This is a genomic window from Streptomyces griseoloalbus, from assembly GCA_014650015.1.
Taxonomy (GTDB): domain Bacteria; phylum Actinomycetota; class Actinomycetes; order Streptomycetales; family Streptomycetaceae; genus Streptomyces; species Streptomyces griseoloalbus.
On record BMUD01000005.1, the window covers coordinates 351,115 to 373,770 of the forward strand.

General features: G+C 67.4%; 18 protein-coding genes and 4 pseudogenes. 11 read left to right on the forward strand and 11 right to left on the reverse strand.

What is annotated here, in order from left to right; translation table 11 throughout:
- The first annotated feature begins 84 nt into the window (after window positions 1–84).
- The gene (locus IE178_RS10580; protein WP_318279966.1) at window positions 85–1,233 is read left to right on the forward strand and encodes an epoxide hydrolase family protein; all 1,149 of its coding nucleotides are present in this window, start codon (window positions 85–87) and stop codon (window positions 1,231–1,233) included.
- A 198-nt stretch (window positions 1,234–1,431) separates the two neighbouring features.
- Here the strand turns inward: IE178_RS10580 and IE178_RS10585 are convergent, their stop codons facing one another.
- Window positions 1,432–2,394 carry a helix-turn-helix transcriptional regulator gene (locus IE178_RS10585; RefSeq protein WP_193512048.1) on the reverse strand — a complete coding sequence of 321 codons (963 nt, stop codon included), beginning with the start codon at window positions 2,392–2,394 and terminating at the stop codon, window positions 1,432–1,434.
- Window positions 2,395–2,617: 223 nt separating this feature from the next.
- Between IE178_RS10585 and IE178_RS10590 the strand changes: the two genes are divergently transcribed.
- Complete coding sequence (locus tag IE178_RS10590; RefSeq protein WP_193512049.1) at window positions 2,618–4,054, forward strand: MFS transporter; 1,437 nt, start codon at window positions 2,618–2,620, stop codon at window positions 4,052–4,054.
- A 14-nt stretch (window positions 4,055–4,068) separates the two neighbouring features.
- Here the strand turns inward: IE178_RS10590 and IE178_RS10595 are convergent, their stop codons facing one another.
- The 4 genes from IE178_RS10595 to IE178_RS10610 form a co-directional block, all read right to left on the reverse strand.
- The gene (locus IE178_RS10595; protein ID WP_193512050.1) at window positions 4,069–4,728 is read right to left on the reverse strand and encodes a response regulator; all 660 of its coding nucleotides are present in this window, start codon (window positions 4,726–4,728) and stop codon (window positions 4,069–4,071) included.
- Complete coding sequence (locus IE178_RS10600) at window positions 4,725–5,885, reverse strand: sensor histidine kinase (protein WP_193512051.1); 1,161 nt, start codon at window positions 5,883–5,885, stop codon at window positions 4,725–4,727. The genes IE178_RS10595 and IE178_RS10600 overlap by 4 nt, the downstream gene beginning before the upstream one ends.
- Window positions 5,882–6,718, reverse strand: a complete 837-nt coding sequence (locus tag IE178_RS10605) for a CPBP family intramembrane glutamic endopeptidase (protein ID WP_193512052.1) — start codon at window positions 6,716–6,718, stop codon at window positions 5,882–5,884. The genes IE178_RS10600 and IE178_RS10605 overlap by 4 nt, the downstream gene beginning before the upstream one ends.
- 295 nt (window positions 6,719–7,013) lie before the next feature.
- Window positions 7,014–8,507, reverse strand: a complete 1,494-nt coding sequence (locus IE178_RS10610; RefSeq protein ID WP_318279975.1) for a SulP family inorganic anion transporter — start codon at window positions 8,505–8,507, stop codon at window positions 7,014–7,016.
- Window positions 8,508–8,795: 288 nt separating this feature from the next.
- On the opposite strand from IE178_RS10610, the gene IE178_RS10615 reads away from it, so the two are divergent.
- Entirely contained in the window at window positions 8,796–9,182 is a 387-nt protein-coding gene (locus IE178_RS10615; protein ID WP_193512077.1) for a MerR family transcriptional regulator, read from the forward strand.
- 17 nt (window positions 9,183–9,199) lie between these two features.
- Here IE178_RS10615 and IE178_RS10620 read toward each other — a convergent pair.
- Both IE178_RS10620 and IE178_RS36915 read right to left on the reverse strand, forming a co-directional pair.
- A pseudogene (locus tag IE178_RS10620) lies at window positions 9,200–9,703 on the reverse strand (transposase family protein); the annotation flags it as partial.
- Between the two features lie 24 nt (window positions 9,704–9,727).
- Window positions 9,728–9,955: pseudogene (locus tag IE178_RS36915) on the reverse strand (FAD-dependent monooxygenase); the annotation flags it as partial.
- A gap of 156 nt (window positions 9,956–10,111) precedes the next feature.
- On the opposite strand from IE178_RS36915, the gene IE178_RS10630 reads away from it, so the two are divergent.
- Window positions 10,112–10,909: a hypothetical protein gene (locus IE178_RS10630; RefSeq protein WP_193512054.1), complete on the forward strand. Its 798-nt coding sequence runs from the start codon at window positions 10,112–10,114 to the stop codon at window positions 10,907–10,909.
- A gap of 148 nt (window positions 10,910–11,057) precedes the next feature.
- Here IE178_RS10630 and IE178_RS10635 read toward each other — a convergent pair.
- Window positions 11,058–11,659: pseudogene (locus IE178_RS10635) on the reverse strand (transposase); the annotation flags it as partial.
- A gap of 594 nt (window positions 11,660–12,253) precedes the next feature.
- Between IE178_RS10635 and IE178_RS10640 the strand changes: the two are divergent.
- Window positions 12,254–13,483, forward strand: a pseudogene (locus IE178_RS10640) (MFS transporter); the annotation flags it as partial.
- A gap of 566 nt (window positions 13,484–14,049) precedes the next feature.
- Window positions 14,050–14,433, forward strand: coding sequence for a DUF6083 domain-containing protein (locus IE178_RS10645; protein WP_184764579.1), 384 nt, complete (start codon window positions 14,050–14,052; stop codon window positions 14,431–14,433).
- A gap of 197 nt (window positions 14,434–14,630) precedes the next feature.
- Here the strand turns inward: IE178_RS10645 and IE178_RS10650 are convergent, their stop codons facing one another.
- A complete protein-coding gene (locus IE178_RS10650; RefSeq protein WP_184764578.1) occupies window positions 14,631–14,783 on the reverse strand; it encodes a hypothetical protein in 153 nt (50 codons plus the stop codon).
- A gap of 1,429 nt (window positions 14,784–16,212) precedes the next feature.
- Between IE178_RS10650 and IE178_RS10660 the strand changes: the two genes are divergently transcribed.
- The 3 genes from IE178_RS10660 (at window position 16,213) to IE178_RS10670 (ending at window position 18,211) form a co-directional block, all read left to right on the forward strand.
- Window positions 16,213–16,494: a hypothetical protein gene (locus IE178_RS10660; RefSeq protein ID WP_193512055.1), complete on the forward strand. Its 282-nt coding sequence runs from the start codon at window positions 16,213–16,215 to the stop codon at window positions 16,492–16,494.
- 616 nt (window positions 16,495–17,110) lie between these two features.
- Window positions 17,111–17,494: a DUF6313 family protein gene (locus tag IE178_RS10665; RefSeq protein ID WP_193512056.1), complete on the forward strand. Its 384-nt coding sequence runs from the start codon at window positions 17,111–17,113 to the stop codon at window positions 17,492–17,494.
- A 315-nt stretch (window positions 17,495–17,809) separates the two neighbouring features.
- Entirely contained in the window at window positions 17,810–18,211 is a 402-nt protein-coding gene (locus IE178_RS10670; protein WP_193512057.1) for a hypothetical protein, read from the forward strand.
- 484 nt (window positions 18,212–18,695) lie between these two features.
- On the opposite strand, the gene IE178_RS10675 is transcribed toward IE178_RS10670, so the two are convergent.
- Complete coding sequence (locus IE178_RS10675; protein ID WP_193512058.1) at window positions 18,696–19,148, reverse strand: hypothetical protein; 453 nt, start codon at window positions 19,146–19,148, stop codon at window positions 18,696–18,698.
- 164 nt (window positions 19,149–19,312) lie between these two features.
- Between IE178_RS10675 and IE178_RS10680 the strand changes: the two genes are divergently transcribed.
- Together IE178_RS10680 and IE178_RS10685 are read left to right on the forward strand one after the other, a co-directional pair.
- A complete protein-coding gene (locus IE178_RS10680) occupies window positions 19,313–19,861 on the forward strand; it encodes a DUF4365 domain-containing protein (protein WP_193512059.1) in 549 nt (182 codons plus the stop codon).
- Window positions 19,858–21,069: a hypothetical protein gene (locus IE178_RS10685; protein ID WP_193512060.1), complete on the forward strand. Its 1,212-nt coding sequence runs from the start codon at window positions 19,858–19,860 to the stop codon at window positions 21,067–21,069. Before IE178_RS10680 ends, IE178_RS10685 begins: the two co-directional genes overlap by 4 nt.
- A 374-nt stretch (window positions 21,070–21,443) precedes the next feature.
- Here the strand turns inward: IE178_RS10685 and IE178_RS10690 are convergent, their stop codons facing one another.
- Window positions 21,444–22,298, reverse strand: a complete 855-nt coding sequence (locus IE178_RS10690; RefSeq protein ID WP_193512061.1) for an HNH endonuclease — start codon at window positions 22,296–22,298, stop codon at window positions 21,444–21,446.
- Window positions 22,299–22,656 lie beyond the last annotated feature (358 nt).

Consider the following 22,656-nt stretch of genomic DNA (forward strand, 5'->3'; position numbering starts at 1 on the left):
CAAGTGGAAAATGCATTCTCAAGTTGAATAAAAATTCCGTTTCTATGGTTACGGTGGATGCCCGCCCCCGTCCAGGAGATGCATATGTCACCTCAGCCCATGACCGTCCAGCCGTTCCGCGTGGCGGTCGCCGACCGGGAACTCGACCGTCTCGCCCGCCGACTCGCCGATACGCGCTGGCCGGACCAGGAAACCGACCCGGACCAGGGGCCACGGCTGGAGCAGATCCGCGCGCTGTGCGAGCACTGGGCCACCGACTACGACTGGCGGCGCTGCGAGCGGGAGATCAACGATCTCGGGTCGTTCCGGACCGTCCTCGACGGTGTCGGCGTGCACTTCCTGCACGTGCGTTCGCCCGAACCGACAGCTCTGCCGCTCCTCCTCTGCCACGGATGGCCCGGCTCGATCCTCGAATTCCGGCACATGATCGGGCCGCTGACCGACCCCGTCGCGCACGGCGGCCGGGCCGAGGACGCCTTCCACGTCGTCGTTCCCTCGATGCCCGGCTTCGGCTTCTCCGACAAGCCCACGACGACCGGCTGGGGAGTTCCCCGGATCGCCGACGCCTGGATCGCACTCATGAACCGCCTCGGCTACAGCGAGTGGGTCGCACAGGGAGGCGACTGGGGATCGGCCGTCGTGGAAGCCATCAGCCGCAAGGTGCCCGGGGGGTTCCTCGGCATGCACGTCAACCTGCCCATGGTGTTCCCCACCGCCCAGGAGATCAGCGAGGCGACACCGGACGAGGAGCGCATGCTGGCCAGGGCACTGAACTACCGGACGCTGCTGGACGGCTACTTCAAGGAGCAGTCCACCAGGCCGCAGACCATCGGCTACTCTCTCGCCGACTCGCCTTCCGGGCTGGCCGCGTGGATCTACACACTCTTCCAGGACGTCACGGACAGCGACGCCGGTCCTGAATCGGTCATCGACCGCGACGAGATCCTGGACGACATCATGATGTACTGGCTGCCCAACGCCGGGGCCTCTTCAGCACGCCTGTACTGGGAAGCGCGGCGAGAGCAGAGCGCCCCGCCCGGGCCGAACCCCGTGCCTGCCGGATTCAGCATCTTCCCCGGCGAGGCCGTCCAGGCCTCCCGAAGGTGGATCGAACGGCGCTACACCGATGTCTTGCACTACCGCCGCCTCGACCGCGGTGGGCACTTCGCGGCTCTCGAACAGCCCTCCGTCCTGACCGAGGAAATCCGGACGACGTTCCGCTCGCTGCGCTGAGGCGAGTCATCCGAGCCGGACCTCGGTCGGATCGAGCACCGCGGTGGCCGAGGGGAAGGGGCGTCGCCGGCAGTGGCACGGACGGGCGGATGATCCATGGGCAGACCGTACTCAATGCTACTGACAGTGCATGTTCCATCTGCGTCGTTGTACGCCAGTCGCGACGCCCGGCACTCCGGTCACTTCCGATACACGCTTCTAGGTGTGCTGTCCCGGGACGTTGGTGACACGCGTGCCGGGTGGTCGGCGCCGTACCACGGTCGCGCCCTCCGCCGAAGCCGCCGCAGCCCCCGGAGTCGCCGCGGTCGCCCGGGCCGTCGCGCTGCCGAGGATTCGCAGTGCCGCCTCCGACGGTGAGCCCGGCTCGGCCGTGTAGGCGATCAGGCGCTGGCCGGAGGTGCCGGGGATGACCAGGTTCTCGAAGCTGAGGTCCATCGCGCCGACCAGCGGATGCCGCAGGTGCTTCACACCGGAGGTGCAGGTGCGCACCGGGTGCCGGGCCCAGCGGGAGGCGAACTCGTCACCGTGCAGGGTGAGGTGACCGATGAGCTCGGCCAGGGAGCGGTCGTCGGGGCGGCGGCCGGCGACCAGGCGCAGGGAGGCCACCGCGAGTAGGGCCTCCTCGTTCCAGTCCGGGTACAACTCCCGGTACCGTTCGTCCAGGAAGAGCATCCGGGTCAGGTTGGGGCGGGTGGCGGGAGCGTCGGGGCTCTCGGGCGCCAGGTGCCCGGCGAGCAGCGCGTGACCCAGGTGGTTCCACGCGAGGACGTCGTTGCGCCGGTCCAGGACGAGGGCCGGTACGCCGGTCATGGCCGCCAGCAGTTGCCGGGCCGAGGCACTGGCGTGCTCCACCGGCGTCGGAGCGGGGCGGGACGACGCGGTGGCCGGGCGGGCGAGGTCCCTCAAGTGGGCCGTCTCGTCGTCGGTGAGGCGCAAGGTGCGCGCGATCGCCTCCAGGACGCTGTCGGAGGCGCCGGTGGCGCGGCCCTGTTCCAGGCGGGTGTAGTGGGTGATGCTAACGCCGGCGAGCGTCGCCAGCTCCTCGCGGCGCAGCCCGGTGACGCGGCGGCGGGTCGGGTGCGGCGCGATACCGACGTCCTCGGGGCGCAGGGCGGCCCGGCGGGACTTGAGGAAGTTCCCCAGCTCGGACGCGGTGTCCATCCATGCCTCCAGGTCGGTGGCGTGCGACGGGCTCTGGCCACCGACGTCCCATGATGCACGCCGGCCGGGGCGGCCGGGGGAGGTGAGGGTGGTCCTGTGATGACCACCCTCGCCCTGACGGTGCGCGACGGGGTTCTGGCTGGCAACCGGGGCGCCGACGAGCCTTTCTCTCCGTAACCGCGTGCACCGCGCACGACATCCCGAGGGAAAGGGACCCGACGTCATGTCTGTCACTGATGCGGAGGCGGCCGGTACCGCAGCCGGCACCGCCCCCGCCGCGCTGACCCCTCGCCTCCGGCTGGTGCTGGTCCTGCTTCTCGCCGCCCAGTTCATGCTGGCCGTGGACTTCTCCATCCTGAACGTGGCGCTGCCGGTGATCGGCGAGGGCCTCGGCTTCTCGCTGGGGCACCTTCAGTGGATCGCCACCTCGTTCGCGCTGTGCGCGGCGGGCTTCACCCTGCTCTTCGGCCGGGTCGCGGACCTGTTCGGCCGCCGCCGGCTGTTCCTCGGCGGCCTGGTCGTCCTGGGCGTGGCCTCCCTCGTGTGCGGCCTGGCGCAGAACCCCGAGGTGCTGATCGCGGCCCGTGTCCTCCAGGGCCTGGCCACCGCCGCCGTGACCCCGGCCGGACTGTCGCTGCTGACGACCTCCTTCCCGGAGGGGCCGCTGCGCGAAAAGGCGCTCGGCCTCAACGGGGCGCTGATGTCGGCCGGATTCACCACTGGTGCCGTCCTCGGCGGCCTGCTGACCGACCTGCTGTCGTGGCGCTGGGCGTTCTTCGTCAACGTGCCCGTCGCCCTCGCCGTGCTGATCGTCGCCCCGACGGTCATCAAGGAGTCCCGGCCCGCCGAGCGCCCCCGCCTGGACGTGCCCGGCGCCGTCAGTGTCACCCTCGGCCTGCTGGCCCTCGTCCTCGGGTTCACCCGGGCCGGCGAGAAGGGCTGGGGCTCGGCGGACGCCTTGGTGCCGCTGGCGGCAGGCGTGGTCCTGCTGCTCGTCTTCCTCGCTGTCGAACGCAAGGTGTCCGCGCCGCTGGTCCCGATCGGCGTGCTCGGCAAGCGATCGGTGGCCTGGGGCAATGTGGCCGGCCTGATCGCTTTCCTCACCGAAACCTCCCTGGTCTTCCTGCTGACCCTCTACCTCCAGGAAGTGCTCGGCTTCTCCCCGCTCGCCGCCGGCCTGTCCTTCGGCGTCCTCGGCATCGGAACGGTCGTGGGCGGCTCCACGGCTCCCAAGGTCATCGGGAGGATCGGCAGCAGGCGCACCCTGATTGTCGGCGGCCTCCTGCAGACCCTGTCCACCGCGGCCCTGCTCGGCCTCGGCGACGACCGCTCGTGGATGTGGCTGCTGCTGGTCGCCACCTTCGCCGGCGGTGTCGGCAACATGCTCGTCATCGTGGGCTTCATGGTCACCGCCACCTCGGGGCTCGCCGACCACGAACAGGGCCTGGCCACCGGCCTCGCCACCATGACCCAGCAGATCGGCATCACGATGGGAACGCCGATCATGAGCGCCGTCGCCACCGCCGCCATGACCGGCACCGGTGCCGCGGCCGTCCTCGGCGGTCTGAAGGCCGCGATCGCGGTGAACGCCGCCGTCGTGCTTCTCGGCACCCTCACCAGCGCCCTGTTCCTGCGCGGCGCCCGGCCGAGCACGCGGTGAACGCGGTGAACGCGTCAGGTCACCAGGCCCTGGCGGTAGGCGTAGACGACCGCCTGGACCCGGTCGCGGAGCTGGAGCTTGGCGAGGATGCGGGAGACGAACGTCTTGACCGTCTCCTGGCTGATCACCAGGGCGGCGGCGATCTCGCTGTTGGACAGGCCGTCCGCGATGAGGCGGAGGACCTCCAGCTCGCGGGGGGTCAGCGGGATGTCCCGCACGGCGCCGTCGGCGGGGCGGATGCGGGCGGCGTATCTCCCCACGAGCCGGCGCGTCACCTCGGGGTCCAGCAGCGCCGCGCCCGTGGCCACGGTCCTGATCCCGTGCAGCAGCCGGTCCGCCGGCGCGTCCTTCAGCAGGAAACCGCTCGCCCCCGCGCGCAGCGCCTCGTAGACGTACTCGTCGAGGTTGAACGTCGTCACGACGAGCACCTTGACGGGATGCGGCACCCCGGCACCGGCCAGCAGCCGTGTGGCCTCGATGCCGTCGAGCAGCGGCATGCGTACGTCCATCACCACGACGTCCGGGCGCAGCCGGCCGGCGAGGTCGACGGCGGCCCGCCCGTCACCGCACTCGCCCGCCACCTCCAGGTCCGGCTGGGCGTCGATGATGGTCACCAGCCCGGTGCGGACCAGCATCTGGTCGTCGCAGACCAGGACCCGGATCGGCGCCGTCACGACGGGCTCCCGGCCGGTATCCGGGCCCGTACGACGAAGCCGCCGCCCGCCTGCCGCCCGGCATGGAAGTCGCCGCCCAGGACGTCGACCCGCTGGCGGAGACCGGCGAGACCCCGTCCGCTCCCCCCGGGGGACGCGGACGCCGGTGATCCGGAACCCTCCGTGCTGACCTCCACGGTGATGTCCCTCTCCCCGTGCCGCACCTCGACCGAAGTGCGGCTGCCGTGGGCGTACTTGAGAGCGTTCGTCAGGGCCTCCTGCACCACCCGGTAGGCCACGAGATCGGCGCTGCCGGTCGACGTCGCCGGCGTCCCCCGCTCCGTGAACTCCACCGGCTGCCCGGCCCGGCGCGTCTGCTCCACGAGCGTGAGGAGTCCTCCGACGTGCGGCGTCCTGGCTTCCGTACCGTGATCGGGGTTGAGCAGGCCGAGCAGGTGCCGCAGATCGGCGAGGGCCCGCCGGCCGGTGTCGGTCACGGCGGTCAGGGACTGCTCCAGCCGGTCGGGCGCGGCGGTCAGATAGCGTGCCGCCTCGGCCTGCACGACCATCGCCGTCACATGGTGGGTCACCACGTCGTGCAACTCGCGGGCGATACGCGTGCGTTCGGCGGCACGGGTCTCCTCGGCGACACGGCGGCGGCGTTCGGCCTCCGCGATCCGGGTGGAGCGCAGCCACACCCCGATGCCCCACGCCAGGGCCAGCGCCAGGTAGAACGTCACGAACTCCTCGGGCGTCTCGCCGCCCGAACCGATCCGGTACAGCGCGACCGCCAGGGGCACGTACGCCACGGAGACGAGGACCGCGGTGGTGCGCCGGTGCCGTTCCAGATGGGCCCCCGCGCTCAGCAGGGCGATCGGCAGCGCGGTGCCCGCGAACGAGTGGTAGCCGCGCAGCTGGTCGACGGCGAAGCCGACCGACACCAGGGCGAGACAGACGACCGGCCACCGCCGACGCGCGGCGAGCGGAAGGCACTGGAGGGCGACCGCCCAGGCGGCCGGCGCGTCGAAGGGGCGGGTCGGCAGGTCGCCGATCTCCGTTCCGTTGCCGCGCAACCCCGGCAGGAAGGACGCGGCGAGGAACAGCAGCCCGAGCGGGAGATCCCGGACCGTGACGTCGCACCGGTGCCACAGCTCCCCGGCCCGCCGAAGACTGATCACCGGGCGAGTGTAGCGGCGGCCTCGACGCGGCCGGCGCGCCGGCGGCGGGGCACCAACTGGCCGCGCCGGCGGGCCGACCACAGGAACACGAGCGTCGCCAGCACACAGAACAGCACCGAGTACGCGCTGGCCTCCGGGCCGAAGTCACCGCCGCTGATCAGCAGCGGGCCCGACATCGAGGAGTCCAGCAGCCCCTGTGCGGTGTCGTTGCCCGAGACCTCGGTGCTGAAGATGCCGGACGCGGCGAAGTTCCAGCCGAAGTGCAGGCCGATCGGCACCCAGAGGGTGCGGGTGGCGGCGTACGCGGCGGCGAGCATGCCGCCCGCCTCGATCGCGATGGCGATGGCGCCCCACAGGGTGGCGTGCTCGTTCAGCAGATGCGACAGGCCGAACAGGACACCGGTCAGGGCCATCGCGATCCACGTGCCCAGGCGTCCCTCGACGATCCGGAACAGGACGCCGCGGTACAGCACTTCCTCTGTCGCGGCGGCGGCGGCCATGAACCCGACCAGCCCCACCGCCCCCGTCACCGAGCCCGGGCCGTCGACCTCGTAGTGCCCGAGGAAGGCGATGTTCACGATGACGGTCCCGAACAGCGCGACGCCGATCAGCGTCCCCCGGCCGAGCCCGGCCCGGGCCCCCTCCCGGGCCACCTCCGTCACCGTGCGGTGCTCGGTCCGCCGTACCACCCACCCGTAGACGAGCACCGACAGCACGGCAACCGTCAGGCCGACGACGAGCGTCAGCCACGGGTTGTCCCGCACCGCGGCCACGCTCAGGCCACCGATGGCGGCGACCGCCACCACGGCCAGAAGCTGCCAGACCACTCTCATGAGGACTCCTTCGCCGGATCCGCGGCCGTGGTGCCGCGACCGCTGCGAACGCTACGGATCCGCGGCCCGGGAATCGTCACCTCACAGTGGACACCCGCACGTAGCTCGCACGGGGGACAACGCGGCCCCGCCCGTGAGCCGGCCGTGTCGATGCTTCTCTTGCTGTCAGTCCCCTTTGCCGTCATCCGGCCAGGCATGAGCGGGGACTGACGCGGACCGGCGTCGGAGCGAGTGCGTCCGAAAGGCCGCGGAGAACGATGCCTCCGCGGCCCTCGCCCGGGTACGCGCAGGCAGGTCAGTGACCGCCGGAGAGCTCGCCGCTGAGGTTGCCGTGCATCCGGGCGCTCGGCTCGTTCAGGCCGATGATCTCGACGGTCTTGCCGCGCTGGGCGTACTTCGTCTCGATGGCGTCCAGGGCGGCGACGGAGGACGCGTCCCAGATGTGCGCGGCGGACAGGTCGATGACGACCTTGTCGGGGTCGGTGGCGTAACCGAACCGGCCGACCAGGTCGTTGGAGGAGGCGAAGAACAGCTCGCCGGTGACCCGGTAGACGACGGTGGCGCGGTCGGGGTCGGTGACGGCGGTGACCTCGGCGAGGTGGGCGACGCGCCTGGCGAAGACGACCATGGCGGTCAGGGAGCCGACGACGACACCGATGGCGAGGTTGTGGGTGGTGACCACACACACGACGGTGACCACCATGACGGTGATCTCCCCGGCCGGCATCCGCTGCAGCGTCTTCGGGGCGACGGAGTGCCAGTCGAAGGTGGCCACCGACACCATGACCATCACGGCGACGAGCGCGCCCATGGGGATGTCGGAGACGACGGGCCCGAAGACGATGCACAGCACCATCAGGAACGCGCCCGCCAGGAACGTCGACAGCCGGGTGCGGGCGCCGGAGACCCGTACGTTGATCATCGTCTGGCCGATCATGGCGCAGCCGCCCATGCCGCCGAAGAATCCGGTGACGATGTTGGCGACGCCCTGCCCGACGGACTCGCGGGTCTTCGAGGAGGGGGTGTCGGTGATGTCGTCGACCAGTTTGGCCGTCATCAGCGACTCCATCAGACCGACCAGCGCCATGGCCAGCGCGTACGGGGCGATCGTCGTCAGCGTGTCCAGGGTGAACGGCACGTCCGGCAGGCCCGGCACGGGCAGTGAGGACGGCAGGGCGCCCTTGTCGCCCACGGTCGGCACGGCGATCCCGGCCGCGACCGTGATGACGGTGAGGACGACGATCGACACCAGCGGCGCCGGAACCACCGTGGTGACCTTGGGGAAGAACACCATCAGCGCCAGGCCGGCGGCGATCAGCGGATAGACGGCCCACGGCACGTCCGTCATCTCGGGCACCTGCGCCATGAAGATGAGGATCGCGAGGGAGTTGACGAAGCCGACCATCACGCTGCGCGGCACGAACCGCATCAGCTTCGCCACGCCGAGCGCACCGAGGACGATCTGGAAGACGCCGGCCAGGATGACGGCCGCGATCAGGTAGCCGAAGCCGTGCTCCCGGTTGAGCGGGGCGATGACCAGGGCGACGGCGCCGGTGGCCGCCGAGATCATGGCCGGCCGGCCGCCGACGATCGCGAGGGTCACGGCCATCGTGAACGAGGCGAACAGACCGACCGCCGGGTCGACCCCGGCGATGATCGAGAAGGAGATCGCCTCCGGGATCAGCGCGAGGGCGACCACGAGACCCGCGAGCACCTCGGTGCGCAGCACCTTCGGGTCGGACAGCCAGGACGGACGTCGGGAACCGCGCAACCACGCGGTCGGGGACAGTGCGGAGGAGGACAAGACGAAGGAACCTGTCGTACTCGGAGGAGGCGTGGCAGACCGGGGCGGCCGGCCCCGAAGCCGGTGGGCGGCGGCGCGGTGACTCGTGAGGAACCGGGCGCTGCCTGGGGGAGAATGAGGGATCACGGCGGGCGGACAGCGGTGCGGGAGCGTCGTCGGCCCCGCCGGCACCCACGACTCTACCCTAACGTTAGGGTAGAGATGGCCGTCGCCCCCTCCACGCGTCGGCCACGGCGAAGACGAGGAAGGCCCCGAGTGAGCAGCGAGCAGCACATGCAGATCGGCGAGGTCGCCGCACGGACCGAGCTGTCGCTGCGCACGATCCGGCACTACGAGGAGACCGGCCTCGTCCTCCCCTCCGCCCGCTCCCAGGGCGGCTTCCGTCTCTACACCGAGGCCGACGTCGCCCGCCTGATGGTCATCCGCCGCATGAAGCCGCTCGGCTTCACCCTCGACGAGATGCGCGCCCTGCTCGAGGCCACCGACCGCCTCGACTCGGACGAGGAACCGCCGCCCGAGGAGCGCGAGGAACTGCTGGCGCGGATCCGCGGCTTCGAGCAGGTCACCCGGCAGCGCATGGACGACCTGCGCACCCAGCTGTCCCGGGCGGAGGAGTTCGCGGCAACGCTGGCGGAGCGCCTCACGGACGCCCGGCGGTGACGAGCCAGTGAGCGTTTTCAGCGTTGCCTCTCCAGGGTGAGGACGGCTTTGGCGATTGACGTCATGCGGTGGGGGCTGCATCGGGACCTGCGGAAGATCCGCCAGGACTTCAAGCGGGCGACGCCGCGTTCGACTGGTGCCCGTGCCGCGGCCAGGGCTCGGTTGGCGGTCTTCTCGGTGGGGGTGAGTTCCTGCAGGGGCCTGCGTTCGATGCCCGTGGTCAGCCAGGGACCGCCGCCCTGGTAGGCGAGATCAGCCAGGATGGGGACGCCCTGGCGCTCGCAGATGCGGATGATCCGGTGGGTGCGGGCTGGGGGCATCCCCGGCCGAAGGCTGGGGGAGGTCAGGTCGTGCGACCGGCCCGGCAGTGCGGGCGAGAGCCACAGCAGTTGGCCGTCCGGGTCGGTGACAACCTGCACGTTCACGCCGTGCCGGCGGTGCTTGTGGGAGTAGTCGGCCCGTCCGTCACCGACCCGATCGCACTCGGCGAGCGTGCCATCCAGCAGAACGAAGTCGGGGTCGCGCGCCGTGCCGCATGGGCGTCAGTCGTACGAGAACCGCTCGGCCTGCCAGACGCGGCGCAGGCAGGTCGCGGAGTAGGCGTCGAGCAGCTCGTCGGAGCCGGTTTCGGTGCGGTGGGCCAGGGCCCGCGCGAAGGTGACCACGTCGCCGACGGCGAGGTTGAGGCCCTTGGCGCCGGTGGGCGGCACGATGTGTGCGGCGTCACCGGCGAGGAAGAGGCGGCCGTGCCGCATGGGCTCGGGGACGTAGGAGGGGCGTCCCGGCAACACGACAGGAGTGTCATGACACCGTAACTGCGCTTCCCAGGGGGTCGCCGCACCGTTCACGATGGTGATCGACAAGGCAGAGACCAGCCGGAATGACCAGTCCGGCCCGGCCACATCACCATCAGCAGGGGGAGTCCCACCATGTTTCGCACGCACCGCCGCAAGTCCGTCCTCGCCGCCGCGGCCCTGGTGGCCACGACGATGCTGCTGACCGCCTGTCAGGGAGAGGACACGGAGGACGGCGGCAAGTCGACCGGGGCCACGGCCTCGGACTCGGCCGCCAAGGGGAAGTCCGACGATGGCGGGAGTGGCACCGGCACCGGTACCGGCAGCGAGTCCCAGTCGGGCGAGAAGGGCTCGAAGAGCGGCATGGTGTCGGGCAAGTGGGTCGGCACGGTCTCCTACCTCGCCCCCGGCAAGTACACCGTCACGGACGCGAACGACGTGGAGCGGGCGTTCTTCACCTCCGAGGACACCGACATCGAGGGCGCGGGCAAGATCTGCGGTGACGCGGACGGCCAGGCCGCCACGCCGTGCACCGAGGAGGAGCTCGAAGCCGCGGCCAAGAAGGGGTTCGGAGCGACGGTCGACGTCAAGGACGGAGTGGCTGTCAGCATCATCGAGGACCACACCGACAGCGGCACCGGTACCGGCGGCGGCAACGGTATGGGCGAGGGCGAGAAGTCGGGGCTCTTCTCCGGCACGCTCGGGTACATGGCCCCGGGCAAGTACTCCCTCAGCCGCGACGGTAACGAGCGTGCGTTCTTCACCGCCACCGACACCGTCATCAACGGCGCCGGCTGGATCTGCGGTGACGCGGAGACCGTCACGCCCTGCACCGAGGAAGACCTCGAAGCCGCGGCCAAGAAGGGCAGCGTCGCTGTCGCCGTCCAGGTCGAGGACGGGGTCGCCGTCACCATCGACGAGGAGCACAACTGATCGCGGACCCGAGCGGGGCAACGGGTCGACGTGCTCTCCACGACGCTCCGCGACGGCACCTTCCACGAACTCCGAATTCCACGTCCCGCCCGACGGGAACGCGGCCCGTCCTTCGCTGGAGGGCCGGCGGGGCGAAGGTGAAGGGCCTTCAGTCACGGAGCATGGCCCATAAGACGTCGACTCGGCGGCGTGTGAGGGCGAGCAGTGCCTGGACGTGGAACAGTCCTTCCGCTCGTTTCTTGAGGTAGTGGTCCCGGGAGGGTCCACGGCGCATCATGGCGGTTTGGGCAGCCATGTAGAAGACATGCCGTAGGCGGCGGTGGTAGCGCTTGGGCCGGTGGTGGTTACCGGTCCGGCGGCCGGAGTCGCGCGATACCGGGGCCAGTCCGGCGTGGGCGGCCAGGTGGCCGGCGTCTGCGTAGCTGGTCAGGTCCCCGACGATGGCGAGGAACTCGGGTCCGAGGATGGGTCCATACCCGGCAGGGATTCGATGATTTCGGCACGCTCGTCGAGGTGGAAGGACTCGCGGATCTCCCGGTCGGTGTCTTTGATCCACTCGTCGAGTGCGAGGAGCTGATGAGCGAGGTCGCACACGAGTTTGGCGGCTCGCTTTTCGCCCGGCAGAGCAGTTACTTGGGACTGGGCTGCCTCGAGCGCGCGAGCGGCGACATTGGCTGCGTTGCGGACTGCGCGCCGTGCCAGCCAGTCCTCGAGCTGCTTGGCGCCGGTCCGTCGCAGGGCCGGAGCTGTTTCACGGTAGATCCGGAAAAGAACGAGAGGCAAAGACGAATTCTCAGCAGGTGCCATAGCCATTTCCTATGCCGTGCCGGGCCCTCCGCCAGGGTTCGGCCGGTGCCTGCCTGATCCGCTGGTGCGATGGCATGCGTTGGCGCTCACCCGGCGCCCACGAGCCGGCCGGGTACTGTCCGCCCGTGCTGGGGCCTGCCCTCCTGGGGCCGGGCGCGGGAGGCGAGCGATACCGCCTTCTGCGTCGGGCCGCCGACGGCTAGGGTTTGGGCGCAGCGAGTCACCCACGAGGAGCGGAGACATGGTCGGTTACCCGAGCGCGCGTTGACGTTGTAGGCCGTGACCGGCCCGTCATCGCGTGCTGCCCTCGAAGTTGCGGCACAGCGAGCCTTTCCCCGCCTGAACCGTCGGTGCACCTTTGCCGTGCCCCGGTGGCGGGCTTCGTTGTCGGCAACACAAGGGATTCCCGTGCCGTCGTCCGCTTCTTCCGCTTCTTCCGCTTCTTCCGCTTCTTCCGCTTCTTCCGCTTCTTCCGCTTCTTCCGCTTCTTCCGCTTCCTCCGCTGTATCCGATTCCGGTCGACCTGTTCCGTCAAGCCTGTGGCGGGACGTCGACTTCCGCAGGCTCTGGATGGGCCAGACAGCCTCCCAACTCGGTGAACACGCGAGTCTGGTGATCCTGCCGCTCTTCGCCGTCCTGACGCTCCACGCCAGCGCCGGCCAGCTGGGCGTCCTGCGCGCGGTGGGGCAGGCGCCGATCCTGCTGCTCGCGCTCTTCGTCGGCGCCTGGGTGGACAGGTGGCGGACCCGTACGACGATGGTGCTCACGGACATCGGCCGGGCCCTGGCCCTGGGCGCCGCCGCCCTGGCCGGCCTCTTCGGCTGGCTCGGCATGCCCGGTCTGCTCGCGCTCGCCTTCGTCGTCGGGGCCCTGTCCGTGTTCTTCGACGTGGCCTACCAGGCGTCCCTGGTACGACTGGTGGAACGCGACCAACTGGTGCGAGGCAACAGCGCGCTCGAGGGCAGCCGGTCCGCGGCGCAGATCGGCGGTCCCGCTCTCGGCGGTGCGTTGGTGTCCCTGCTGTCGGCCCCGGTCGCCGCCGCCTCCAGCGCACTGTTCTTCGCGCTGTCGTTCCTGTCGATCCGGCGGATCCGCCGAACCGAGACGATGCCGGAGCGCCCGGAACACCCCCCTCGGGTCTGGCAGCGTATCCACGAGGGCCTGCGGTTCGTCGCCGGCGATACCGCGCTTCGGACCGTATGCCTGGCCTCGGCCGCCTTCCAGTTCTCCTTCGCGGCCATGATGACCGTCTATCTGCTCTTCCTGCCGCGGGAACTGCACCTGTCGGGCACCGTCGTCGGGCTGGCGCTCGCGGCGGCGGGACCGGGCGCGCTCCTGGGCTCGCTGCTGGCCGCCCGCCTGCCGAGCCGGTTCGGACATGGCACGGTGCTCGTGTGCGGGGCGGTACTCGGCGACGGCGTGTTCCTGTGCGTGCCCGCGCTCCAGGACTCCTCCGCGGTGACGGTTCCCGCGCTCCTCGCGGCCGGCTTCGTGTTCGGGTGCGGCGGCCAGTTGGTGAATGTCACGGTCATGGCCGTCCGGCAGGCCGTCACTCCGGACGGGATGCAGGGCCGCGCGGCCGCGACCATCACGTTCGTCGGCATGGGGCTGACCCCGCTCGGTTCTCTGGTCGGCGGCTTCCTCGCGGAGGAGTGGGGACTGCGCACCAGCCTCCTGGTCACGGCCGCAGGCATGATGCTGTCCCCGGTGATCATGGCTCTGTCCCCCCTCGCCCGCCTGGGACGCGAGCTTCCGGCCCCGCACGCCGCGCCGCCGACGGTCACCCACCCCCGGCATCGCGGTGCTGCCGCTGCCCGCGCGGAGCCGGCAGAGCGTCTTGCACGCTCCGCTCCCCACGCCACCGGACGGTCCCGGCCGGCCTCTTGGCATTTCAGACCACGCCTGCTGAGCCGCTCCACGAAGAGCCCCGACGGCCATCAGGCCGTCACCCACCGCCGGAAGCCCGAACTCCTGGAGAAGGACCACAACCAGGAGGCCGGGCCCGTCGACGGGCCCTGATCCCCGACACCCGCGACACAGGCACCTACGGCGCGACGGCCCCAGGCCGGACGCGTCCCAGCGTCGGCAAGCAGTGGACGGACGCCGGTGAGATTCATGAAGACCGGGGCCGGGCCTCAAGAACCGGCTGTTGGAGGCCCCTCCAGCCCGCGTGGGCCAGGGGGCTTCGCCGTATCTCGGCCGTGTGCCGTCGGCCGATGGTTGCCGGCTGCACCTGCCGTGTCGTCTCTCGTCTCGCTGCCGGACGGTTGCCCCACGGGTTCCGTCCGGTTCGCGCTCTACGCCCGGGCCGACGGGCTGGTGACTCTCACGGTATGGGGCTTTTGGAAGAGCAGCCGCGGCGGCTGGGTGGTGGGCAGTCTCGCTGTCCGTACTGCGGGCTGCCGCAGGATCGGGTGGCGACGCTCGAGCAGGACTGGGTGCTGCTGGAGCCGGACATGAACCCGCTGGCCCATACGGTGCCGGCGGAGCATCGATGGATCGAGCTGTCCGATGGGCGGGTGACGGTCTACGGGGTGTGTCCGCCGGATCAGTTCCAGCGGTGCCGTATCGAGCATCGTCTCGCCTGCCCGGCACAGCCTCTGCCGGATCTGTGGCCCTGGTTGACGAGCCTGCGAGGGGAGAACGCACGGCAAGTGGAGCGGCGGGACGACCCGGAGCCGCCTCCACCTCCTGAGGAGTGGCCGGACGCCGGCTGACGGGCACTACGGAAACCCCGGGGCTGACCAGGGAGTTCTGGGCCGGGCCTATGGCGAAAGCGAGACGGCCGTCGTCGATATGACCTGCGCGTCATGCAGGGTCAGTGGCGGAAGCGGACGGTATCCCTGCCGGTCCTGCGCCACCGAACTCAGGGCGTATGCCCTCGCAAGTTCAAGACGGGTCTGGTCACCACAGATCATGGGTTCTTCATCAGGAGATGAAGCAGCGTGACCGCGCCGATTCCGACCAAGAGCGCGGTACCGAACGATGGGTGCTCAAAGGCCGCATACGTCGCGCCGCAACCGACGAGCGCGAGCAGCGCCGTTCGGTAATCGATCTGACCGTTCATGGGAAATCCCTTCGTATGCGCCGCGACCGGCTTGGGTGTCTCTCTCTTGCCCAGTGACCTGCATCCGAGGGAAACAACGACTGGAATCTAGACAGAAATCCCCATGTGTGTCGCAATTTTTGCGATCAAGGCGTATAATTCGGCACTTCTCGACATGTCGACCTTGCGTAACAGTCGGGAGCAGGGCTTTCGGCGGCAATCCGACGAGCCGTGAGGGAGTGGATCATTCTTCGCGGTCGAAGCTTGAGCGGCCTGGATCACGCTCGATGGGTTGTGCGGATGTCAGCTCAGCCGACCTCGTAGGAGTCCTCGGCCTACCGCTGGAACACTTCCGGTGAGCGATCCATCAGCAGGCAGTGACGAGAGGCATCCCGCCCTCGTCCGGGGCTCGGTGGTGCGGACCAGGGCAGTAGTAGGACATGGGCGCCGGATTGGCTGACACGACACAGCAGCCCGCGGGGACGTCACGCACCCGCACCCACCAAATGTGGAAAATTCTTCCCAAACCCTATTGACTCGGCACGTAGCCTGCTTAATCTGGTTGATAAGCCACAACACCGAAAGAGTCACAAAGTCGATGAGGACGTCTAGTCGGCGGAGCGACTTGGACAGGATGCGGTCTAAGCCCCCGGCAAGCCGGCGCGATACCGGAGTGAAGTGACGACTGAAGCTCCAGGACACGTGCAGCACTACCGGGGACTGTTCTTTGCCCGCACGCGCGCCCTTTTCAGGGTGTGCCGAGTGTCCGACCCGTGGAGCGAGCAGTCCAGGGGCCTTCCTTTAGATCCCGTCCGCGCCTCTCCCGAGGATCCCGGCAAACGGCTGCACATACGCGGAGAGACCCGGGCCTCAGCGTCTCCGCTGGTGCTGTCCAAGCCCGGCCGGCCGGTACGGGAAGTGCGGGTCGAGCCCTTTCTGATCGCCCGGCATCCGATCACGGTGGGCGCAGGTGCGGCACTGGCTGCCCGAGAACGAGGACAGCTCGCCACTTCGGCATCGATCGAGGCTCCGCTGACGCCTGACCCGACGTAGCCGCACAGAAGACGGCGCCGGACGTATCCCGCTGGCGTAGAAGGTGTTTCTTGCGCACGGCTCCGGTGAGACTCATGACGACCGGGGCCTCAAGAACCGGCCGGCGGAGGAGGTCCGGCTCGTGCCCATCCCGCCCCAGCTCGTCACCATCCCCCGGCAGCACGTCGACACCTTCGGCACCGCCGAGGACGGGCGTGCGTTCACCAACGAGCGCGGGGGAGTGGTGCATCGACGGACGGCAGGAGATTGCCAACCGCAAGATCGAGGAGCTGTTGCGCGAGTACGAGTGATTCCGTACGGCGCTAGGCTTCGAGCCCCCGGACTCGTCCGGGGGCTTTCGCCGTTCAAGGGCTGACAGGAACCGGCGCAGTGCACCTCGTGATCTCCGGGAGATGCCATGGGCTTGCTTACGGTCCTCGACCAGGCGGTGGCCGCTCTCAAGGCTCCTCTGGGCGAGGACGATCGGGCGCAGGGCTGGACCGACAATCTCCGAAGAGAGGTGCAGGAAGAGATCTCGATCAATCGCTCGGTGCTCCGTCGCCACGGGACGGGCATGGTGCGCCACCTGCGCCCTCGCTTCGACGAGTGGATGGAACACGAGGGCGTGCAGCCCGGGCGCCTCCGGGGCCTGGTGGGCGACGTGCAACGGTCGCTCGTGGAGGCTCGGGTCACGGCGTGAGAAACGCTCGCCGACCTGGGCGTCCCTCGCCTGCCGCCCGTCCACACGAATAGTCCCCGGACCCCGACATGCGGTCGCTTTCGACGGCACACGCCCGCACATACGCGAAGACCCCGGCCTCAGCGTTTCCGCTGGTGACGGGGTCTTTGGGCACCTCATACAGGGTGCCCCCGGCAGGATTCGAACCTGCGCACACGGCTCCGGAGGCCCTTTGAAAGCTGGGCAACACAGCAGGTCAGAGGTCTGCATGCGGTTGGTCGGGCGGCGAGCGTCCATGGATAGTCCACGTCTCGCTGAGCACCGCCTCATGAGCTTGATCACCGGCCCACAGGAACCTCGGGCGCTCCGGAGTGTGAAGCGGCCACGGGGCACGTGGGGCGCCTACCATCATCTGGCTTCGGCGAATCTTCCACCGGCAGGAGCGACGAGGGGTTCGTGCACGGGACTCCGGGCGAACGACTTGCCGGTGAGCCGCAGCGGATAGCTCGAACGGGCCTCACAGCGGGCCTGCTGCTTTCAGCAGCCGTACGGTTTTCGTGTGTCGAGTAAACCGAGGCCACGGTGGCTCCAGTTTCTGATCAGGTACTGGGTCGGGAGGCTGACATTGCCTTTCCCTGTGCTGATGCTGATCGATTTTCTGCCGATCCTCCTTTTCCTCGCTGTGATTCTCCTTATCGGCGGCTGGCTCCTCGGCTGGCGGGTCACGTATGACGTGCTGACGCTCGACACCTCTCCCTATGATCAGGATGTGGCCAACAGAGGGGCCGGGTGGCTGCTGTTTCTCACGGGCTGGCTAGCCGTTCCTTCCATCATTGGTGCACTGGCCGGTGAGGCGGTCGGACATGCCATGGAGCGCCGCACGACGGGAGGCACGTTGAAGAAGGCCGCCGAGAAACTCAGGGCGGAACTCGGTGTAACTCAGCAACCACCCCAGCAGCCGCCTACGCAAACGCCACAGCATCCAGCTGGCCCTGGCAGCACGCCTGAGGCGGGACCGTGACTGAGCACACTCGGCACATCCGGAGCCTTCGCGAGCTTGAGAATTCCGGGATGGCGCATTGGGCAAAGCTCGCAGAAGATCTTTTGAACGAGCACCACAACAGCCGCACCTGGGCACAAGATCATTGGATCAGATGGGTTGAGAAGTGTCAGGGTCTCCAGAAGATTCTCGATCTCCCAAGGCGTGATCAGTTGGACAAAGCTGAAGAGTGTGCGTTTGTAGGGTTCACCGCTACGCTCGATCTGAGAGGTGAGTGCCTAGTGTGCGCCGGAGTGCCCGAGGAAGTGATCGCTCTTATGGAGAGGTGGCTCGAGGATGTCTAGCACGATCGAGGCCAAGGCGCTCGTCAGAGGCGCACCGATCTCCTCGAAAGATCTTGACAAGTGGGAGGCCAGGTGGGCGCCAGTTCTACGTGCTGTCTTCCAGGAGGGCATCGACGAGCGCCGTTCGCACGAGCTGGCTGAACGTCTTGGCGAGGCTAGGAAGCATGCGTCCGGAGTCCGACGAGCGGCAGCAGCCCGCAGACGGCGGCAGCTCGCAAGGGACGTTTCGGTGCGAGGGCTGGGCCGGAAGCATCATGAGCTTCAGTACTCGCCGGACCGGGTGGCCAAGATGAGCGTGAAGGAACTACGTGACTTTGCCCGGCGGAGGGGCATCGGTGGTGTGAGCCAGATGGGCCGGGACGAGTTGATCTTGATCATCCGTAAGCGTCTGTAGGCTCGATGAACGTCTCGGGGTGAGCGACAGACCCAGTTGCACGGGACGGGTGCTTCGCGGGATGCGATATGGCACTGACCGGCCCCGGATGCTCGCCTACCGCATTGGGCTCAGAACAGGTCGGCGGGAGGTGATTGTCCACGCCGTTCTCTTGGGGAGCTGGATTTTTTGTTTAGTCAGGCGCACGTGTGTCTCGCTTCGGGGTACCAGCCTTATCCATGCAGCCGGGACCGTCAATCAGAGCAAGCCGGGCGGCCGGCCAGTGACGACTGCGAGAAGACCTCAGCTGGGAATGCTTGGGTTGTCCACGGGTGGTTGCTGAGCTGACCTGCGGTGGAGCGGCCTTGGGGCCTGGCTGGCTGGCGCCATGGTCTCCGCCACTCCCCGTGCTTCCCGCTCGTTCTGGCTCGGTTGCAGCACGGTCCCAGCACCTGTCTGGTGCCTCTCGCCGGTCTCTGCTGACGCCAGGCCCTGGTTGGCCGTGTCAGCCGATGGCGTCGATCATGCTCGTGAGGCGGTCCCACTGCGTAGCGGACAGCCGATGCGGGTTGCGCCCACCGGGCATGGTGACGATGGTTGCGGTGGCGAACGTCGGCTCGGCCCGTACGGTGCGGGCGGGAAGGGCAGTGGATAGCCAGCGTTCGACGGTCAGCGGGACGAAGTGGGCGGGCGCGGGCGGCTTGGCCCAGAACGCGGGGTTCGGGTTTCCCTCCCAGCAGGCGGGGCCGGTGAGACTGCCGCGGGCCACTACCCCGCCGCGTGGCCCGGAGAGCCAGAGTACGAACGGATCGTTGGCCGCCAGCTCGCCCCACAACTGCGAGACCCGCCACGAGTCCAACTCGCGCCCGGAGCGGCGGAACGCCTCCAGGTCGAAGGTCTTCGGATTACAGGTAAGCAGCCACCCAGCGGTGGTCTCGTCTCCTGATTGCCCGCGCATGCTCTGATGCCCCCTCCGCTCGGCGCCGGATCGGCGCGCGGCCTAGCCTAGGGGTGTGGACGTCGTGTGCTGCGAGGGTGCACGTGGGTGGTCGTGCGGGAGCTCTACCGCGAGGCATGCCTCCGACATAGCATGTGATCTACGACACCGCATTGGGGGGATGCATGCTCGACGTCGACGACGCGCTGTCTGCCGCACCCTTGAGGGGAGACCTCCCGAAGAAGCAGCGCATGGAGATGCTGCAAGACAGTTACCTGAGGGCGGTGGCTGCTGCGGCAGGATGCACCATGGCGAAGCCTGAGCCCGACGACGGCATTGACTGGGTGGTAAGTCATGCCTCCGAGCTGCATGAGGCTGACTGTCAGATAGATCTCAAGATCCAGCTCAAGAGCACCTGGACGTCTGGCCCTGATCCGGCTAACGGGTTCGTATCCGTAAACTTATCCAACAATCGCCTTAAGCTCCTCGCTCGCAAAAGGGTGACCGTCCACCGCATCTTGGTTGCGATGATTATCCCTGAGGATATTGCAGCGTGGGTGGAGGCCACTCACGATATATTCAAGCTGCGTCACTGCGCTTACTGGCGCAGTGTTACTGGCCTCGAGCCGTCAGGCGAGGATCATACAACCGTCAGAGTTCCCACTACGCGAATATTCGACGATAGATCTCTCTGTGGGATTATGGAGCGAATAGGGAAAGGAGGGACGCCGTGAATGCCCCGGACTTCGAGGAGATTGCTCGCCACCTCACTGACCAACAGTTAGCTCTCGCGCTAAAGAGCAATGGGTGGCAGAAGTTCGGAGGGCAAGAAGACCTGTACAGCCGCTGGCGTCCCGTCGTGCAGAATGGTGAGCGGGTGAGGGGGCTTCTCCTTCCTCAAGACACCGAGACTGACGACTACTTCGAACTGTTAAGTCAAGCCGTTGCGCAAGCATGGAACATGGGCGACCCGAAGATTCGCTCCATCTTGGAGCGTGCCGCTGTGGTTCATTCCTTGGGTGACGAAGTCAAGTTCCATAAAGAGACGCAAAGTCGCAGAGGAACCATTCCGTGGATTGCCGGTGAAGACCTTCATGCCGGCGCGCAGAAATCTATGGTGGTCGGAGCTAAGACCCGAAAGTCAAAAGCTGCGTACTTCGGCAACGCTAACTCCTTCCTCGCCAAATCTTTCCTCGACTCCGTCCTCATGGGCCAAACGGAGGTAGGTAGCTACGTAATCACTGCTTACGTGCCTCCTGAAGAAGTTTACACAGAGCGCAAAGTGAATCCGGGCGAGACAATGCCCTTGGTGGGTCGTCATACAGGCCGCGAGATTACACTCGGAATGGTGGACGCTCTTTCTGCTGCGCGAGAGTCGGTAGACCACTTCAAGGTTTCCGGTTCCACGCACGGTTTTGTTGAGAACGTCAGACGTGGCTTCTGCTACGAGTTAACTCAGGCTGTGCGTTCCCTGATTAGAGACTCCGATGGTGCGGAAATCGAGGTAGAGCTCAACTCGGTTGAAGACCTATTTACCGATACTCCCGCTCAACGGCATAAACTTGAATTTTCTCCCTCCGACTATTCAGCCCTAGAGACTGCTGGGAATGTGTTTGCAGCCAATGCTGCGGCGGAGTATGTCACGGTGCTCGGAGCAGTGACTCAACTTGAGCGACCAAAAACAGGGGAGCCCGGGGTCGTCCGTCTCGACGTTTTTAGCGGCTCTAGGGCTCATAAAATGAGGGTTCGCCTCAAGGTGGAGGACTACGACTTGGCAGTCGATGCGCACCGGAATAATTTGGCCCTCAGGATCTCTGGGCGTCAGGAGGTGGAAGGGCGCTATTACTGGCTTTATGATCCGGAGATTCTAGAGCTTGTGCAAATCAGGCCAGAGGGCCCCGGAGAGTCGGTCGACATCGGAGATCAAGAATCCTTGTTTTGAGTGAGTATGGCCTGTCTGACCACGGTGGCGGGGTGGCTGATGGAGAGGGCACGTGGAGGAATTTTCGTGAGCTGGCCCACTTCGTCCCGAAGCAACTGGAGTATGGGTGTGCTGCCATGGGAGGGCCTGCGCTGACGGTCCGCAGACGTCCAGGCTCGTGCGCCCTCGTGCGTCGCCGTCATCACGCAGTTAGACAATCACCCGGTGCGTGTGATCAGAGCGTCAGTTCAGTTCTCCGGGCTTAGGCATGGCTGTACCAGTGTCGCAGATCGACTCGGGTGACCTGCGGCTGTCGCCCACCACGACTGTCACTAGTAGGCGTCACCCGTCGATACTGAGCGGCCTCGGACGGCCCAGGGACGGCCCAGCTCGCGTCAGCGTTGCCCGGCCGAGTCACGTTCTTCACTCTTGAGTCTTTGCCATGCTTCAACGGTCTTCTTTAGTCGCTCCAGGGGGTCGGGCTCGCTTACCAGAAGTGCGCTCTTAAGCTGCGGCACGAGCTGAACGCGCGGAATTTTCGTATCTAGGTCCAGCGCCATACCAGCGAACGCAAATCCCTCCGAAATCTCCTGCCCAGCATTCGCCCCATTAACGCGTATGCCAATTCCGCGCAGATCAACCAGGTAGCCTGCGTGCCAGAATTTAGCCCGGAGATGAGCTGGTTCGCCTTTCATGTTTAGATTCAACGCCACATGGTTGGCGGCAGAGCGAACCACTAGCTTCTGGTGATCCGACTCCATATCCCACACCGCCGCATCACCGGACAACCATTCATTATCCTCAATGAGGGCTATCAGGTCTCCATCCTTGTCTCGCAGAGTCATTGATATCCTGACGTGCCCTCCCTCATCCGGGCTGAGCGTCAAGAGCGGCTCTCCATCTACAATGATCACTGGGCCTTCACCCACCAGCAGGACGCCACCGGCAAGCACAGCACAGTAGTTTTGCCTGGTATGCAGCATCCCTCCCGCCAGCCCCTTGCGAACATTGAAGGGAGCGTCTTGCATCTCCCGTTGCTGGGCGTCGCTGAAAACCCCTTTCGTCGCCATGTCGTGACACAAGGGGCAGAGGAGCATCATGTCTTCTACCCGGAAGTGCTGATCCTCGCTGTACGGGACAATGTGGTGGTACTGATAGATCGGCAGCCCGCATCTACAGCAGCCGAAACGGGCATGTTGACGCAGCCTCCGCTTAACTTCGGACGGAGTCTTAGGTCGATCCTCGTACATGCACTCCCCCGGTTCCTCAGATCTCGGCAGGCGCACTAAATATATCGGGGTGTTCCTCGCCGTGCGCGGAAACGAGGTCGGTGGAGCGGCTTTGGGCTGGAGCTGCTTTGGGGCGAGTGATCATGGCCCCGTAAGCTTCCGGCGCGTCGGGCAGTCTGTGGACCTGCCCGCTAAAGCACGACGTTGGGGCCATGATCTTAGAGGCTCGCCCCAAAGTGGCTGCCTAACTGGCTGTTCTCTAACCGTTCGCGTGGTCGGTCCGATTCGAACGGGGCGCTGGATCGGGTGAGTTGGCCGGTGCGGAGGCATGGCAGGAAGGGCCTCTTGGTAGCTCGCGGTTGTCGAGTCCAGCGAGAAG